Origin of the sequence: Corynebacterium sp. 5QC2CO, from assembly GCF_024580435.1 — a bacterium.
GTDB lineage: Bacteria > Actinomycetota > Actinomycetes > Mycobacteriales > Mycobacteriaceae > Corynebacterium > Corynebacterium jeikeium_D.
This window is the reverse complement of record NZ_JANIKI010000006.1, coordinates 142,224-157,477: the sequence shown is the minus strand read 5'-3', so window position 1 is coordinate 157,477 and position 15,254 is coordinate 142,224. Positions and strand designations below refer to the sequence as shown.

The window sequence follows — 15,254 nt, the reverse complement described above, 5'->3', positions numbered from 1 at the left end:
CTCATTCGTTGGCAGAAGTGGTTCAACTCGCTCCCACTGTGCATTCGTGAACTGCGTAAATCTAGACCGTTGTGACACACCTCAATCATGCTCGAGCACAGGCCCACAATTAGGAGACACGCCCTAGCCAAAAAGCCAAGGCAAACCCGACTTAAACTGCAACTGTTTACTGACAAGCCAACAAAAATGCGCCATACACCCTCACTACTGCAATTACCAAAACTAATTTTACCCCCACAAAGGGCTAGTTTTGACCTGGCGTTTTAACCAAAACTTCACTTTTCTGTGAGGTTCGGCACTTTTATTCATTTTGCTCTTTACGAACCGCCCCAGTCGTGAAAACATGTAAATCGTCAGCGAGACAGGCACGCAGTTCACTGGTTGTGCAACCATGCAAGTCTCGCCTTTTTAGGCGCAAACTCTTTGGTGAGTCCCCACTACCTTTCACGTCGTATAGGCGATGGAACAGGTGGCCCCTCCCAAGATGCCTAATACCCCTGGGCAACTGGGAATGAACCCCAACCTTCGTTGAGATACGGCGATTTGTCGTGTCTGACGAAATCCATTTCCGGAGCTGCCTTCCCGCAAGGAAATTTAACCCTGCCCTCACCCGGGGCTCGTAATGTTTTAGGAGTTTGTCATGGATTGGCGTCACAAGGCCGTTTGTCGTGAAGAGGATCCGGAGCTGTTCTTCCCGGTCGGTAACTCCGGCCCGGCTCTCGCCCAGATTGCTAAGGCCAAGGTCGTTTGCAACCGTTGTCCCGTTACTGCTCAGTGCCTGGCCTGGGCACTTGAGACCGGCCAGGATGCAGGTGTCTGGGGCGGCATGAGTGAGGATGAGCGTCGCGCACTGAAGCGCCGTCGCAACCGCGGCCGCACCCGTCGCACTCGCACCAGCACCACGGTCTAATTAAAGGACTTACCCTCGTACCGTGTAATCTATACCGGTTGATACCTGTTTAACCCGATAGAAAGAGAGCCCAGCTATGAGCAAGCGTGGCCGTAAGCGCAAGGACCGCCGTAAGAACAAGGCTAACCACGGCAAGCGTCCGAACAGCTAAGTTGCCCTTAGTTGCAGCAGTCTTAGCCATCACCGGCTAAGACATCTCACTCCACTCCAGCACAACTCGGTATTGCACCGAGGGACGGGGTGGAGTTTTTTATGCCTCCAGCGGACACCTCAACGGGTAGCAGGTCTGAAAGTGACTAGGTTTATGACACATGAATTGAATTCACCCGCGGTTTTTTGTCATAAACCTAGTCACTTTCAACACCTTTTCGATGCCTCGTCGATACCGCATCCTCGCTTTCCGGATTAACCATCCGCCAGAACCTTACCAGCGAGTTTGGAGCCCAAACCCCACCGGAGTAACGTCTGAAAACAGAGCTTTTACAGCAGCTCCAGCTAGGTTGCTCGAAAGCAATGGGGCTATAGCTCAGTTGGTAGAGCGTCGCGTTCGCAATGCGAAGGTCAGGGGTTCGATTCCCCTTAGCTCCACAAATAACTCCACAAAAATATCCCAGGCCACATCACCGTGACCTGGGATTTTCCCATTACACATTACCGCATTACCGTATTACGCAACATCGCATTAAGCATCAAAGGAATACGCGCCAAAAGATGACGCACCAAAACCTAGCCGCCAGCAGCTACCTGCGGTACTCCACCCGCGTATAGGACACGCGAATCCGAGTGGTAATGCGCTGACGGAGGTCCTCAGGGGCAGGTTGCTGGCAGCACCGGCGTAGCAGCCGTCGTATAGCTTGCTCGGAACCGAACTCTTCCAAGCACTGAGGGCATTTGTGAATGTGTTCCTCGAGAAAGCGGCGCTCCTCCGAATCACACTCGCCATCCAAAAATGCGTGTAGGCGCGAGTGGACATCCTGACAGAAAGCATCTTCGCAGGCGTGCCCGCGCTCTGGCGTCTGCTCCATATCTTGGCTCGACTCTCGGCTCATCGCGGAGAATCTCCCTTCTCTTCTTTCAAGAATCCACGTTCCACGGCTACGTTGTGCAACGCGTCTCGGAGCTGTTTTCTTCCACGGTGGAGCCGACTCATCACAGTTCCGATGGGCGTGCCCATGATGTCGGCGATTTCCTTGTAGGGCAATCCCTCGACGTCGGCGTAGTAGACCACCATCCGGTAGTCCTCTTTGAGACTCATCAAAGCGTCACGAATTTCCTCGTCAGGAAGCTTTTCCAGCGCTTCAACCTCAGCAGAGCGCAGCCCTATCGAAGTGTGCGATGCGGTTTCCGCGATCTGTGAATCCGTGATGTCATCGGTGGCGTACTCGGCAGGACGTCGCTGCGCCTTGCGGTAGTTGTTGATGTACGCATTCGTCAGAATGCGGTAGAGCCACGCTTTCAGGTTCGTGCCCGGCTTGTAGGAGCGGAAGCCCTGAAAAGCCTTGATATAGGTCTCCTGCACCAGGTCTTCGGCATCGGCGGGGTTGCGTGTCATCCGCAGCGCCGCTCCATAGAGCTGATCCAAAAGCGGCATGGCATCACGCTCAAAGCGCTGCGCAAGCTCCTCATCCGACTCATCAGTCCGGATGGCCGATGTTCCTGTCTGATCACCTGACATGCTACCTATCCTAAAACATCCGCACCCACGAGTCGGCCAGACCCCCGTCACCAGGCATTTCGTCGCGTAGCTGCACTGGTGTGCAACGATGGGAAATTATGTCGAAGAAGTCCGCCAAGAAATCCGCTGCCGCCACCCCGGCCATCGCCGTCTGTCAGAACGCCGGAATCGACTTCCACGTTCACCAATTCCCCCACGGCAGCGACAACTTCGGCGAAGAGGCCGCCTCTTGGCTACTAGAGCATCTCGGAGTCGAGCCCGAACGCATCTTCAAGACTCTCATTATCGAGCTATCCGGCAAACGCACTGGGCTGGCCATCGCCGTCGTCCCCGCCACCGGAATGCTCAACCTCAAGGCCGCCGCCACGGCTGTCGGGGCTTCCAAGGCCACGATGGCCGACCCCCATGACGCGTCACTTGCCACCGGCTACGTTCCCGGCGGCATCTCCCCGCTTGGCGGTCGCCGCAAGCTCCCCACCGTCATTGATGAGACAGCCACTCTCGCCGACACGGTGTTCGTCTCCGGTGGTCGCCGCGGGTGGGACATCGAACTGTCACCCGCTGATCTGGTTTCGCTTTGCGACGCCACGGTCGCCGACATCGCCCGATAATCCTCCGGCTACTCCTGTAATTTCCCCGCTGATACGGTCTTAAAACAGCTCCTCGTTGTGGCCGGGTGCTGCTCCATCGGGCCCATTCAGTAGGTGCGGCCCTTCATTCGCAATATTGCCGACGGCGCGGTTGACCGGTCGGATGGTCAGCTTGTCCACCACTTCTGCGCTGGTCATGCCAACATCTCCGTCTGCTGCCCAGGTCGAGAGATCCAACCAGTCACTGACTTCGTCGTCGGCAACCACGCGCGGCATACGATGATGCAGATTCGCGAGCTGTCCCACGGCGTCGGTGGTGAGAATTGTGGCGGAGACGATATCGCCCCAGCGCGCCCACAGCCCCGCGACGGTGAAAAGCGATGCCTCATCGCCGAAGCTGACGAAGTAGGGCTGGCGATCCTTCCACTCATACCAACCATTCATGGGGATTGCGCAGGGCAGGCCGTCCCGGAAAGTCGGTTTGGATTGCCAGGTTTCCGCACGAGCATTGAAGAAAGGCGTTGTTGGCACTTCGCGGGCCCACTGCGGAATTAAACCCCAACGCACGGTGGCGGCAATGGTTCCTGTGCGGCCGGGGTGCTCGCGGGCAAGAGCAACTATTGGCATGGTCGGGCCGATGTTGTAGCGGGAGGTGGGCAACGGGCCGTCGGCACGCACGGGCACCAAACCGGGAATCTCAGCCGTGGTGCTGAGCAGTTCTTCGGCGACTGTGAAATTGACGAAACGACCACACATACCAACTGATTGTGCCGTTGACTCCCCCTCTAGTCGAGGTATGGAGTGAAAGTGTTCCATAATTGGTTGTGTGTGTTCCCAAAATCAGAATTGGTCCGCCCCTACTGTAAGTGTCGACAGTGCCGAAGCCGGCCGACAGCCTTTTAGCGCCACGGTGCAGATTGCCGGCTCGAAGTCGATTACGAACCGTGCCCTTGTCATCGCGGCGATATCTTCGACACCATCGGTTATCCATGGTGCTCTGCGCTCTCGCGATACCGATCTTATGATTCGCGCACTGCAGGCCCTGGGAACTGACATCAGTGCCGACTCGACATATTCGGGTGCCCCGAACCACACGCTCCGCGTCACTCCACGCATGCTCCGCGGTGGTGTTGTGGAATGTGGTCTCGCAGGTACGGTTATGCGCTTCGTGCCACCTATCGCAGCTCTTGCGCAGGGGTCGGTGTTCTTCGAAGGCGACGTAGAAGCCAAGGCTCGCCCGATGTCGGCCGTGCTGGATGCCCTGCGCAGCCTCGGTGTGAACATCGCGGGCAATGGGCTTCCCTTCACAGTCAATCCGCAGGGTCCGAATCAGGGCAACCGCCTCGGTGACTCGGTCCAGGAGCAGGATCTGCCGGACATCGGCGGCGAAGTGGAAATTGACGCTTCGGCTTCGAGCCAGTTCGTCTCTGGTCTGTTGCTGTCAGCACCACGCTATGGCCGTGGCCTGGTACTTCGCCCGACCGGTGAGATTCCTTCCCGCCCGCACATTGACATGACCCTGGACATGCTTCGCGAGGCCGGTGTGCAGGTCGAGGAGACCACGGCCGACACATCTGAGGGACCACACACAACGTTCACCATTCACCCGACCGAAATGATGGGTCGTACTTGGCAGGTCGAGCCTGATCTGTCCAACGCCGCCGCCTTCCTGGCCGCTGCGGCTGTCACTGGTGGCAGCGTCACCGTGCCCGACTGGCCAGAGCACACCACGCAGCCGGGCGACCGCATCCGCGAGATCCTCACCGCTATGGGCGCTACCGTGACGTTGAACCGTCACGAGAGTGGCCGCACCAGCCTCACCGTCGTGGGCCCAAAGCCGTCGGAGCTGCGCGGAATCACGATGGACATGTCCGAGATTGGCGAGCTGACCCCCACTGTCGCCGCCATCGCCACCTTGGCCACTACCCGCACCGAGCTGACGGGTATCGCACACCTGCGCGGTCACGAGACCAACCGTCTCGCCGCGCTCACCACGGAAATCAACCGTCTCGGCGGTCGCGCGACCGAGCTTGACGACGGCATTGCGATCGACCCCGTTCCGCTCCACGGTGGTCTCTGGCACAGCTACGCCGACCATCGAATGGCCACCGCTGGTGCCATTGTTGGCCTGCGCACGGAGGGCGTGAAAGTCGAAAATATCGGTACCACTGCTAAGACCATGCCTGGATTCGACCTGCGCTGGCTGGAGATGCTCGGACTGGCCTCCCCCAGCCCTAGTTCGTTGGAAAAGTCAGTCGAAGCTCGAATTGATGGTGTGGACAACGGAACCGAGGCAGGGAAATAACAGTGGCGGCACGCAGGCGTGGACGGCAATGGGACGAGTCCGATGTACGCATCCGCCCCGGTAAAGGGTCGCGACCACGGACGAAGGATCGCCCCCGCCACGCCGATGCCCACTGGGGCATGGTGGTGACCAAGGATCGTGGTCGTTGGGGTGTAGTCCTCGATAACAACCCTGATGTTGCAGTGACATGCATGCGTGCCCGCGAGCTCGGCCGCACCAATATCGTTGTCGGTGACCGTGTCGGTGTCGTAGGCGATGTCAGCGGCCGTGCGGGCACACTGGCCCGCATCGTCAAGCTGGCAGAGCGCAGCACGGTTTTGCGTCGCACCGCCGATGACAATGACCCGTATGAGCGCATCGTCGTGGCCAATGCCAGCCTGCTGCTCATTGTGTGCGCAGTCGCCGATCCTGAACCTCGCACCGGCTTTGTCGAACGCGCGCTGGTCGCGGCCTACGCCGGCGGTGTCCGCCCCGTGCTCTGTCTGACTAAATCCGATCTGGCCGACCCGGAGGAATTTGCCGGGGAGTTCTCGGCACTCGGAGTGGATGTCGTTGTCTGCGGTATTAATGATGACTTGGCTCCCTTGTCAGAGCTCATCGATGTCCCCGGACGAGTGACAGCTTTGGTTGGGCATTCCGGTGTGGGGAAATCGACCCTTGTCAACCGGATTGTTCCTGAAGCCAACCGTGAGACCGGCGAAGTCAGTGGTGTGGGTAAGGGCCGCCATACCTCCACGCAGTCGGTGGCGCTGATGTTGCCGTCGGAAAGCGATGACGATGCGGCGTCGTGGATTATTGATACCCCGGGCATTCGTTCCTTTGGTCTGGCTCATGTGACGCCGGAGACGCTGCTGGCGGCGTTTCCAGATATCCAGGCGGCGACAGATGAATGCCCACGTGGTTGCACCCATTTGGGACCGCCCGCGGATCCAGAGTGTGCCCTCGACAAGCTAGAGGGAGTTCAGCACCGCCGAGCGATGGCTGTGCGTCGCCTGTTGAGCGCAATCAGCGACAACGAGGATTGGGAGCTGGACATTGAAAGAGACTAGCCACACCGATTCTGTGGAGACGCCCACTGAAGCTTCGGCTGGTGCTGAGTCGGACAAAGCGGGCTCCGGACTCTACCCCGCCCCCGGCAGTTGGATTCGGCTGTGTATCTACACGCTTATCGTGGGTCTTGCGACAGGACTCGGAGCTGCCGGGCTCACGCTGATCATGCACGGCATCGAGTACGCGGTCTACGGGCAGCACGAGGGTGACGTAGCGGTCGTAACCGATGGCACCACTGGCCTACAGCGCTTTGTCGGAATTGTGTTGGCGGGACTGATTGCAGGACCAATCTGGGCAGCTCTTCGCACAAAGGCGAAGCCTATTGAAAGCGTTGAAGCGGGCATGCACGGCCGCCCCATGCCTGTGTGGTCAACTCTTGTCAATGTGTTTTTGCAGATGGCGACCGTAGCCGCAGGTGCATCCATGGGACGCGAGAATGCCCCGCGTGAGCTCGGTGCAATGGTGGCCTCGCAGATGTCGCATCGACTGCGCATCGATCCACTACACCGCCGTATTCTGGTCGCAGCAGCGGCCGGTGCCGGCCTGGGGGCGATTTATCACATCCCGTTGGCTGGAGCGGTTTTCTCGTTGGAGATTCTGTTGGGCTCACTGAGTATTACCGCGGTGATGGTGGTGCTCGCGTGTTCAGCCATTGCCACGGTGACGTCGGGCATTGTGGTCGGCAGCAGCCCGCTCTATAGCCCAATTAATCTCTCAGACGGCTGGGGCAACCTCGGGGCAGCACTGCTCATCGGTGTTATCTGCGGTGCCATTGGCTACGCATTTCGCATTCTCAGCTCTCGAATGTCGGACACAGCACCGACTGGCTGGCACTCTGCCTGGGCCATCCCCCTCGCATTCACACTGGTTGGTGTGATTTCACTGTGGGTTCCAGAAGTATTGGGCAATGGCCGTATCGCTGCGACCACAGTTCTCATGGATCGCCCGCTGCTGGGTTTTGCAGTCATCCTGCTGATTGCGAAAGCTTTCGCGGTTCTCGTTACTTTCCGTTCGGGGGCCGTCGGTGGTCTCTTGACTCCCGGCTTTGCCCTTGGCGCGCTCAGCGGCTTCATCGTCGGCTGCTTCGTACAGCCATTGATGCCCTCAGTTCCGCTGAGCGACTTTGCGATTCTCGGTGCGGCGGCCTTCCTGTCGGCATCCATGGCAGCTCCGCTTTTCGCTCTGATCGTGACCGTGGAGTTCACCGGCCAGAATTCCTCGGCTTACTTAGCACTCTTCCTCGCTGGTGCAACTGCGACGCTGACCGTGACCATGATTCGCGCCTGGCTACGGCTCCCCCACAAGCAATCAATGCCATGGAACCGCGAACCGGCAGTCGCGGCTGCGGTTCGCAAGCGGGCCGAGGGCTAACCGCGCGCAGCCGTGTGCGTCGAGCGACCTGTGTAGGCCCGGACAATTTCCCGGACACCTGGGCGAAGACGGCGGAGCATTCGCAGGCCCGTCGCTAAGCCCTTGCGTTGCGGGGAACTGGACTGGAGCTCCGCTTCAACCTGCGGATATTTCTTGAACGCCGCCTCCGAACGTACCTCTGGGGCGTTGTCCGGGTCAGCGACTAAGAAGCGATCCGGCAGCGACAACTTCAGCAGCGTGCGCTGGACCTGGAAGAACTGCTTCGGGAACGACCCCGTGTTGTATGGCAGGTCGTATTCCCGGCAGATCTGCTGAACCTGCTTCGAAATCTGCGCAAGCCTGTTGGATGGCATGTCCGGGAACAGGTGGTGCTCAATCTGGTAATTCAGATTTCCCGAGAGCACCGACAACGCCAGCCCACCGTGGAAGTTCGCCGAGCCCAGCATTTGGCGCAAATACCACTCACTCTTGTCCTCGGTGTTGTACTGCTCCTTGGTGAAAGTCTCGGCATCATCCGGGAAGTGCCCACAGAAGATGACAGCGTAGGCCCACAGATTACGGGCGAGATTAGCCATCATGTTAGCAAATGCCACTTCGCGGTAACGCGGACCCGCCATCGCGGGGAAGAGAACGTAGTCCTTGAGCACCTGGCGCCCCGACTTGTTGAGCACCTCCATGAGCTGCGGTCGGGCCTCATCCCAGGATTTCTTACCTGCGAACACGCGCCCGAGCTCGACGTCGTAGAAGGCCACTGCCCATTGGAAAAGGCTTGCCAGGACCACGTTTGTCACTGGCTGCAGCAGCGTCGAAGGCTTCCAACGGCGGTCACGAGTCACCCGGAGAATGCCGTATCCCACATCGTTGTCCATACCGAGCACGTTCGTGTACTTGTGGTGGACAAAGTTGTGGGAGTGCTTCCACCCGCTGGATGGGCAGGAATTGTCCCACTCCCAGGTGGCCGAGTGAATCTCAGGGTCATTCATCCAGTCCCACTGACCGTGCATGGTGTTGTGGCCGATTTCGAGGTTTTCCAAAATCTTTGCCAACCCCAGCGCTGAGACGCCCGCCCATTTGAAACCCCAGTGCGCGATGTTCTTCCACGACTTCGGCAGCATCCCCAATTTGTTCAGGGCCATGCCGGCGGTCGGCACCATCAGCAGGCCTCGACCAGTCACCTCAAGGGTGCGCTGAATGCGGATGAGCGTGCGGATGTAGCGAGCATCCTTCTGTCCCAGCGAATCGCGGTGTTGCTTTTCGATTTCCGCAAACCGACGCCCAATCTCTGCGACGTCTTCTTCGCTCAAGTGCGCATACGATGCGATATCAGAAATTGCCATGGGAAGGGTCCCAACTCCTTTAGGTAGTTTCTCCTGGTTAATGCAGGTTGAGATAGATGTGGGGCGAACTTACAGTTCGATACGCGCGTGCCCCGCCGGCGCACAGACGCACGTTCGGACCCGCTCGCCCGCCACAAACGTCGCACCGGTGCGGATGTCCCGTGCTGCGCCGTCGGAGAGTTGCTGCACGCACGTCGCACAAATTCCCATCCGACAGCCGTACGGCAGGTCGACCCCGACGCTCTCGGCCGCCTCCAGGATGGTCGTTGCACCGTCTACATCGATATCGCCTCGGCTGCCGAAACTCACCGTGCCGCCGACCTCCCCTGCCGCCGAGCGGTCAACGGTGAAACGTTCCGTCCGCAGCCCGGGAAACTCCGGTTCAAGGTTCTTCAACAGTTCAACCGGACCACAGGCATAGGCGCTTGCCGACGATGCCAGCGCTCCAAAGTCCGCAATGATGTCGGTAACCGCCGCAGCGTCAATCCGCGGCTGCGTCTCGGTATTCCGGGCATGCAGGTGATACTTCAACGCGCTAGTAGCGCTGCGCTGTTCCAGCTCGCGAAGTTCGTTGACAAACACAGCTTCTGCCTCGCCGCGGTAGGAGTGAATGTGTTCGACTTCCACTGAGGCATTGCGAGCTGAAAGATCACGCAGCATGGAAATCACCGGAGTTACACCGGAGCCTGCGGTAACAAACGCAATGCGGGCTGGGAGCGGCTCCGGAAGATGGAAATCCCCAGCCGGGGCAGCCAGGCGGACGACAGTACCCGGCCTTACATTGGCGACGAGGTGTTGGGACACGTAGCCGTCGTTGAGCGCACGGATGTTGATAGTCAGCAGCCCGTCATGTGGCCGCGGTGCATTTGTCAGCGAGTAGGAACGCCACAGGTATTTCCCCTTGACCTCTACGCCGAGTCCGATGAACTGGCCTGGCTTGAAGTCTGTTGGCATCCCCCAACCCGGACGGATTATCAACTCTGCTGAAGTAGGAGATGTGGAATTAATGGCCTCAATCTGACCGCGCAGCTCGCGACTTGACCACAGCGGATTTAGCAAATGCGTGTAATCATCGGGCAAAAGTGGCGTGGATAAATGCTTGAATACCCGGGAAACTTTGGTCTTAAGCCCCATTTTTGGCCCTCCTGACTGTCACGGGCGAACAAGTAATAACACTGTTCAGCAGCAGACATGCCCCACCCGATTCATTATTACGTGTCCGTAGGTTACTTAGACGTAGACTACGGAGCGGTAAGTTATTGGTCAAGAGAAACAAATGATTTTGACACAAATAGCGAAATTGTCATTACCCCCACTCCCGTGCGAAACACCCCCTTTGACATGGAGCTTATCCACACAAAACAATCCCGCCTTTTATACCCCCGCTGAAAACACTTGTGCCATACAAAAAGGGGCTGGGTTCCTAAACCCAGTCCCCTTCTTTAACGCCGAGCACGCGCTACTACAGGAAGTCGACCACCATGCCGAGCTCAGCTACGTCGTACCACGCCAGCGGGATCTCCAGCGCATCGCCGACAGTGAGCTCCGCATCCTCGTCACCGAGATCTGCCTTATCGACGGCATCAATCGCAGCCTCAACCTTGCTTTCCGCCTCTTCCACATCAATGTGGAGCGCTGCAACGTCGGCAAGCGAAATTGGGCCGCCGACCTTAACCACGGCATCTCCCATATCCGACTGCGGCTCCGCCTCCACATCAACGGAAATGACCACTCGACGGTGCGGGAACCTCTCTTCTGCGGCATCGAGCAGACGGAGCGACGCACGCGCAGCCTCATCAAAGGCTACGTCTGCCAGTTCCTCATCATCGCCCTCAGTAAAGAAATCGCGCAGCGCTTCAGTGACAGCGAAGCCCCAACCACCGCGGGCGTGGAAGAGCTCATCCTCCTTAAGCGCCTCAAGCATGGAGAAAGTCGCTGGGATATAGACACGCATTAGAACTCGCCCTCGAGCCCCAGTAGACCGGCAATCTCGACCACTGCGCGGTCGAACTGCTGATAGAAGACTCCCACCATGCCGTTAGAGACGGCCGCATGGATGTTCTCAATCGAATCATCTACCAGCACGCAGTCCCGTGCCGGCAGTTCAATAGCCGCAGCGGCTGCATTAAAAGCCTCTGCCGAAGGCTTCTCATGGCCAATTTCACCAGAGAGGACAACTGCGTCTACCAGGCCCTCATCTTCGAGCTTGCGAATCGGATCCGCCGATGGGCCACCTGGGTCATTCGACAGGACTGCCAGGCCAACACCATTTGCACGCGCCTCTACCAGCAAATTACGCCAACGTGCCTGGTCTTCATCCGTGCCGTCAAGGACACCACAGTAATCGATAATCATTCCGCGCATGGCCTGTAGTTTATCGCATGACCTGCACGTTTGCCTTTTTTCCAGTTCAGCGTGTTAATTGGCTGTTCGTTACGCCCATTTGTAGACGACCAGAACGCCCTTGACGGAAACCGATAGGGCCATTAACTGCGAGACACTCAGACCATTTCGCGACTGCATCATCTCCCAAATCCCCCCCATGCCGGCCGTGAATTTCCCTTCACAAGCTGCACACTTAAAGCACTTGTAGGACAATGGTCTTCAGCAAGGGGGAACTTGCCAATGGAGAGTTTTTAGGGGGATTAATCCATGGCACCTACGTCTCACGTACCAACATCTCAGGCGCCGATGCCTTACGCGCTATCGCACGCCGCTGAGCACCGCTCCGGTGGCAGGGAATCCATTGAACCGGCAACGGGCTTTTCGCTTCTCCACACCATTCAACTTGGCCAGTCAGGTAATGCCGCTGCCTCTCAAACCTCAAAAGTGGCACCGACCTATAGCGGATGCTCCGCTGTCACCGGGACCGCTGTCATGACGGCATTACCGCCAGCCGTGGCCACTCCTGCTGCGAAAAAGACGCCGCAAACACCGCACGTCGTCCAGCACTGTGAGCAGAGCCTGAGGCAGGAGCTAGGCACGATTACTCGCCGCGTCTTCGACATCATCGCGGGTCGCAGGCGAGTCAACGATCTGCGTCGCATCAATATCGACCCGATTATTCACGCTGCGATACTCACGCTGTCGAAGAACTCCGGCCTCAAGGGTGTCGCGTTGCAATCCTTCCACGCCAGCGCTTCCGCGGACGGCAAAAAGGTCGAGTTCCTGGGTAGTTGCCGTGTCGGTCCGCGCGTTCGCGCGTTCACGGGCACTTTCCGCCGCGGAACAGCAAAAACGCGGCCATGGATCATGACCGCGTTTCGTGTGCTTTAGTGCTTAGCGACGGCGCTTGCGAGCCGCCTTCCGACGCTGCGCTCGGTTGCCCTCAGACTCTTGATCCACGCGCTGCTGCTCTGCACTGCCGTCCTCGCTGGGGCCGGAGTAAGTCATCTGCTGATTTTGCTCAGCAGCTTCCGTTGGCAGAGCTGGAGCCTGGTTCTCCTGCCCCTCGGCGTTTTCCATTGCGGGCATAACCTGCTTACGGATCAGGAACAACTGACGAACCGATTCTTCCTTGATGCCGTCCATCATCGCGGTGAACATGTCGTAGCCCTCACGCTGGTACTCCACCAGCGGGTCAGCCTGGGCCATGGCGCGCAAGCCAATGCCCTCCTTGAGGTAGTCCATCTCGTAGAGGTGCTCGCGCCACTTCTGGTCCATGACGTTCAGGATGGTGAAGCGCTCGATGTTGCGCATCTGGTCGTCGCCGCCAATTGCGGAGACCGCATCCTCAAGCTGGTCGTAGCTGGCCGAGATGTCCGTGTGCAGAGCCTTGGACAGCTCATCGGCGGAGAGGTCACCCGGGGTACCGAAGTCAGAGCCATCAATGAGCTCCTGCGCCGTAAACGTCGGGCTGTAGAGCTGCTCAAGGGCATTCCACAGCTCGTCGAGGTCCCAATCCTCCACGTAACCGTCAGCGGTGGCACCGTTGACGTACGCATCGACGACGTCGTCCTGCATGTCACGGACCTGAGTCTTCAAATCCTCACCTTCGAGGATGCGACGGCGCTCAGCGTAGATGACCTTACGCTGCTGGTTCATAACCTCGTCATACTTCAGAACATTCTTACGGATTTCGAAGTTCTGGCTTTCCACCTGAGCCTGAACGCTCTTAATGGAATTGGAGACAACCTTGGAGTCAATGGGAACGTCATCCGGGACATTCAGAGTGTTCATCAGCGCTTCCATGCGTTGACCGTTGAAGCGAACCATGAGGTCATCGCGCATGGACAGGTAGAAGCGGGTAACACCCGGGTCACCCTGACGACCGGTACGACCACGCAACTGGTTGTCAATGCGGCGCGACTCATGGCGCTCAGTGCCCAGGACGTAGAGGCCACCGGCCTCACGTACCTTGTCAGCTTCTTCCTTCGACTGCTGACGAACACGCTCAATCTCAGCGTCCCACGCCTCTTCGTACTCTTCCGGAGTTTCCACCGGGTCCAGACCACGAGAGCGCAGATTCAGGTCAGCGATGATATCCGGGTTACCGCCCAGCACGATGTCAGTACCACGACCGGCCATGTTAGTTGCCACGGTAACGCTTCCGAGACGACCCGCCACTGCGACAATCTCAGCTTCCTTCTCGTGGTGCTTAGCGTTCAGCACAGAGTGAGGAATACCTTCGCGCTGCAGGAGCTTGGAAAGGTACTCGGATTTCTCGACCGACGTCGTACCAACGAGAACTGGCTGGCCCTTTTCATGGCATTCGCGAATGTCCTCGACAACAGCGGCGAACTTTGCCTCCTGCGTCTTGTAAATCAGGTCGGGCAGATCCTCACGCTGCTTCGGGCGATTCGGCGGGATCGCCATGACGTTCAGCTTGTAAATCTGGTGCAGCTCAGCCGCTTCGGTCTCAGCCGTACCGGTCATACCAGACAGCTTGTCGTAGAGGCGGAAGTAGTTCTGGAGCGTAACGGTTGCCAGCGTCTGGTTCTCGTTTTTAATCTCCACCCCTTCCTTGGCCTCAATTGCCTGGTGCATGCCCTCGTTATAGCGACGGCCTGCCAGCACACGACCGGTGAACTCATCGACAATGAGGATCTCACCATTGCGGATAATGTAATCCTTGTCGCGGGTGAACAGCTCCTTGGCCTTCAGGGCATTGTTCAGGTAGCTGACCAGCGAGGAGTTTTCCGGAGCATACAGGTTGGCAATACCCAGCTGATCCTCAACGAATTCAACACCCTCTTCACGAATACCGATGGTGCGCTTACGCTCATCGACTTCGTAGTGAATGTCGCGCTTCATACGCGGCACGATCTTGGAGAACGCCAGGTACCAGTGCGGATCGCCATCTGCCGGACCGGAAATAATTAACGGGGTACGGGCCTCGTCAATCAGAATCGAGTCAACCTCATCGACGATGGCGAAGTGGTGCCCACGCTGCACCAAATCGTCGAGCGAATGCGCCATGTTATCGCGCAGGTAGTCAAAACCGAACTCGTTGTTAGTGCCGTAGGTGATGTCCGCAGCATAGGCCTTGCGGCGCTGATCCGGGCTGAGCTCAGAGAGAATCACGGAAGTCTCAAGCCCCAGGAAGCGGTGGACTCGGCCCATCCACTCCGCGTCACGCTTAGCCAGGTAGTCATTAACCGTAACGACATGAACACCCTTGCCTGCCAACGCATTGAGGTATGCGGGCAGGACACAGGTTAGGGTCTTACCTTCACCAGTACCCATCTCGGCAACGTTGCCGAAGTGCAGTGCAGCACCGCCCATAACCTGGACGCGGTAGTGCTTCTGACCCAGCACGCGCCAGGATGCCTCGCGCGCAGTGGCGAAAGCATCCAGCAGCAAATCGTCTACATCGGCACCGTCAGCCAGCTGCTTCTTAAACTCCTCGGTCTTGGCACGGAGTTCATCGTCTGAAAGAGCTGCGTACTCGTCTTCCTTGGCGATGACCTGATCTGCAATATTGCCAAGCCTCTTGACAGCGCGGCCTTCACCAATGCGGAGCAACTTGCTGAGCGAAAACACTAAATTGGGACCTTTCCGGCCGATTCACGTCGAA

Annotated in this window: 15 protein-coding genes and 1 tRNA gene; 8 read left to right on the top strand and 8 right to left on the bottom strand. The window is 58.2% G+C overall.

The features are described from left to right. The first annotated feature begins 640 nt into the window (after positions 1-640). The 3 genes from NQ014_RS07015 (at position 641) to NQ014_RS07010 (ending at position 1,498) form a co-directional block, all read left to right on the top strand. Entirely contained in the window at positions 641-910 is a 270-nt protein-coding gene (locus tag NQ014_RS07015) for a WhiB family transcriptional regulator (RefSeq protein ID WP_016422223.1), read from the top strand. Between the two features lie 76 nt (positions 911-986). Then, complete coding sequence (locus tag NQ014_RS10975; RefSeq protein ID WP_014300525.1) at positions 987-1,061, top strand: 50S ribosomal protein bL37; 75 nt, start codon at positions 987-989, stop codon at positions 1,059-1,061. Between the two features lie 364 nt (positions 1,062-1,425). After that, positions 1,426-1,498: transfer RNA gene (locus tag NQ014_RS07010), tRNA-Ala, on the top strand. Between the two features lie 152 nt (positions 1,499-1,650). Here the strand turns inward: NQ014_RS07010 and rsrA are convergent. Continuing rightward, complete coding sequence (gene rsrA, locus NQ014_RS10970) at positions 1,651-1,935, bottom strand: mycothiol system anti-sigma-R factor (RefSeq protein ID WP_038629430.1); 285 nt, start codon at positions 1,933-1,935, stop codon at positions 1,651-1,653. Between the two features lie 20 nt (positions 1,936-1,955). Beyond that, positions 1,956-2,585, bottom strand: coding sequence for a sigma-70 family RNA polymerase sigma factor (locus NQ014_RS07005; protein WP_257074472.1), 630 nt, complete (start codon positions 2,583-2,585; stop codon positions 1,956-1,958). A gap of 98 nt (positions 2,586-2,683) precedes the next feature. On the opposite strand from NQ014_RS07005, the gene ybaK reads away from it, so the two are divergent. Then, complete coding sequence (ybaK, locus tag NQ014_RS07000) at positions 2,684-3,196, top strand: Cys-tRNA(Pro) deacylase (protein ID WP_257074471.1); 513 nt, start codon at positions 2,684-2,686, stop codon at positions 3,194-3,196. A gap of 39 nt (positions 3,197-3,235) precedes the next feature. On the opposite strand, the gene NQ014_RS06995 is transcribed toward ybaK, so the two are convergent. Next, positions 3,236-3,931, bottom strand: a complete 696-nt coding sequence (locus NQ014_RS06995; RefSeq protein ID WP_257074470.1) for an SOS response-associated peptidase — start codon at positions 3,929-3,931, stop codon at positions 3,236-3,238. 70 nt (positions 3,932-4,001) lie between these two features. Here NQ014_RS06995 and aroA point away from each other — a divergent pair, with 70 nt between their 5' ends. Genes aroA through NQ014_RS06980 form a run of 3 tightly spaced genes read left to right on the top strand, consistent with a single transcriptional unit; the run spans position 4,002 to position 7,901 of the window. Next, complete coding sequence (aroA, locus tag NQ014_RS06990; RefSeq protein ID WP_257074469.1) at positions 4,002-5,480, top strand: 3-phosphoshikimate 1-carboxyvinyltransferase; 1,479 nt, start codon at positions 4,002-4,004, stop codon at positions 5,478-5,480. 2 nt (positions 5,481-5,482) lie between these two features. Then, entirely contained in the window at positions 5,483-6,529 is a 1,047-nt protein-coding gene (rsgA, locus tag NQ014_RS06985) for a ribosome small subunit-dependent GTPase A (protein ID WP_070566230.1), read from the top strand. Continuing rightward, positions 6,516-7,901, top strand: a complete 1,386-nt coding sequence (locus NQ014_RS06980; protein WP_257074468.1) for a chloride channel protein — start codon at positions 6,516-6,518, stop codon at positions 7,899-7,901. Before rsgA ends, NQ014_RS06980 begins: the two co-directional genes overlap by 14 nt. Here NQ014_RS06980 and NQ014_RS06975 read toward each other — a convergent pair. The 4 genes from NQ014_RS06975 to NQ014_RS06960 form a co-directional block, all read right to left on the bottom strand. After that, positions 7,898-9,238 carry an acyl-CoA desaturase gene (locus NQ014_RS06975; protein WP_257074467.1) on the bottom strand — a complete coding sequence of 447 codons (1,341 nt, stop codon included), beginning with the start codon at positions 9,236-9,238 and terminating at the stop codon, positions 7,898-7,900. The genes NQ014_RS06980 and NQ014_RS06975 overlap by 4 nt on opposite strands. Positions 9,239-9,307: 69 nt before the next feature. Then, a complete protein-coding gene (locus NQ014_RS06970; RefSeq protein WP_257074466.1) occupies positions 9,308-10,372 on the bottom strand; it encodes a flavin reductase family protein in 1,065 nt (354 codons plus the stop codon). A 328-nt stretch (positions 10,373-10,700) separates the two neighbouring features. After that, a complete protein-coding gene (locus tag NQ014_RS06965; protein ID WP_257074465.1) occupies positions 10,701-11,192 on the bottom strand; it encodes a hypothetical protein in 492 nt (163 codons plus the stop codon). Next, the gene (locus NQ014_RS06960; RefSeq protein ID WP_038627918.1) at positions 11,192-11,602 is read right to left on the bottom strand and encodes an HAD-IA family hydrolase; all 411 of its coding nucleotides are present in this window, start codon (positions 11,600-11,602) and stop codon (positions 11,192-11,194) included. The genes NQ014_RS06965 and NQ014_RS06960 overlap by 1 nt, the downstream gene beginning before the upstream one ends. 288 nt (positions 11,603-11,890) lie before the next feature. On the opposite strand from NQ014_RS06960, the gene NQ014_RS06955 reads away from it, so the two are divergent. Continuing rightward, positions 11,891-12,514, top strand: a complete 624-nt coding sequence (locus NQ014_RS06955) for a hypothetical protein (RefSeq protein WP_257074464.1) — start codon at positions 11,891-11,893, stop codon at positions 12,512-12,514. Between the two features lie 3 nt (positions 12,515-12,517). Here the strand turns inward: NQ014_RS06955 and secA are convergent, their stop codons facing one another. Beyond that, positions 12,518-15,220 carry a preprotein translocase subunit SecA gene (secA, locus tag NQ014_RS06950; protein WP_257074463.1) on the bottom strand — a complete coding sequence of 901 codons (2,703 nt, stop codon included), beginning with the start codon at positions 15,218-15,220 and terminating at the stop codon, positions 12,518-12,520. Positions 15,221-15,254: the final 34 nt, after the last annotated feature.

What these genes read in the sequence shown, in the direction of transcription:
- NQ014_RS06975 (WP_257074467.1), bottom strand. Translation starts at nt 9,238, where the DNA reads ATGGCAATTTCTGATATCGCATCGTATGCGCACTTGAGCGAAGAAGAC.
- NQ014_RS06965 (WP_257074465.1), bottom strand. Translation starts at nt 11,192, where the DNA reads ATGCGTGTCTATATCCCAGCGACTTTCTCCATGCTTGAGGCGCTTAAG.
- NQ014_RS06995 (WP_257074470.1), bottom strand. Translation starts at nt 3,931, where the DNA reads ATGTGTGGTCGTTTCGTCAATTTCACAGTCGCCGAAGAACTGCTCAGC.
- NQ014_RS06955 (WP_257074464.1), top strand. Translation starts at nt 11,891, where the DNA reads ATGGCACCTACGTCTCACGTACCAACATCTCAGGCGCCGATGCCTTAC.
- NQ014_RS07015 (WP_016422223.1), top strand. Translation starts at nt 641, where the DNA reads ATGGATTGGCGTCACAAGGCCGTTTGTCGTGAAGAGGATCCGGAGCTG.
- rsrA (WP_038629430.1), bottom strand. Translation starts at nt 1,935, where the DNA reads ATGGAGCAGACGCCAGAGCGCGGGCACGCCTGCGAAGATGCTTTCTGT.
- ybaK (WP_257074471.1), top strand. Translation starts at nt 2,684, where the DNA reads ATGTCGAAGAAGTCCGCCAAGAAATCCGCTGCCGCCACCCCGGCCATC.
- NQ014_RS06970 (WP_257074466.1), bottom strand. Translation starts at nt 10,372, where the DNA reads ATGGGGCTTAAGACCAAAGTTTCCCGGGTATTCAAGCATTTATCCACG.
- NQ014_RS06960 (WP_038627918.1), bottom strand. Translation starts at nt 11,602, where the DNA reads ATGCGCGGAATGATTATCGATTACTGTGGTGTCCTTGACGGCACGGAT.
- NQ014_RS07005 (WP_257074472.1), bottom strand. Translation starts at nt 2,585, where the DNA reads ATGTCAGGTGATCAGACAGGAACATCGGCCATCCGGACTGATGAGTCG.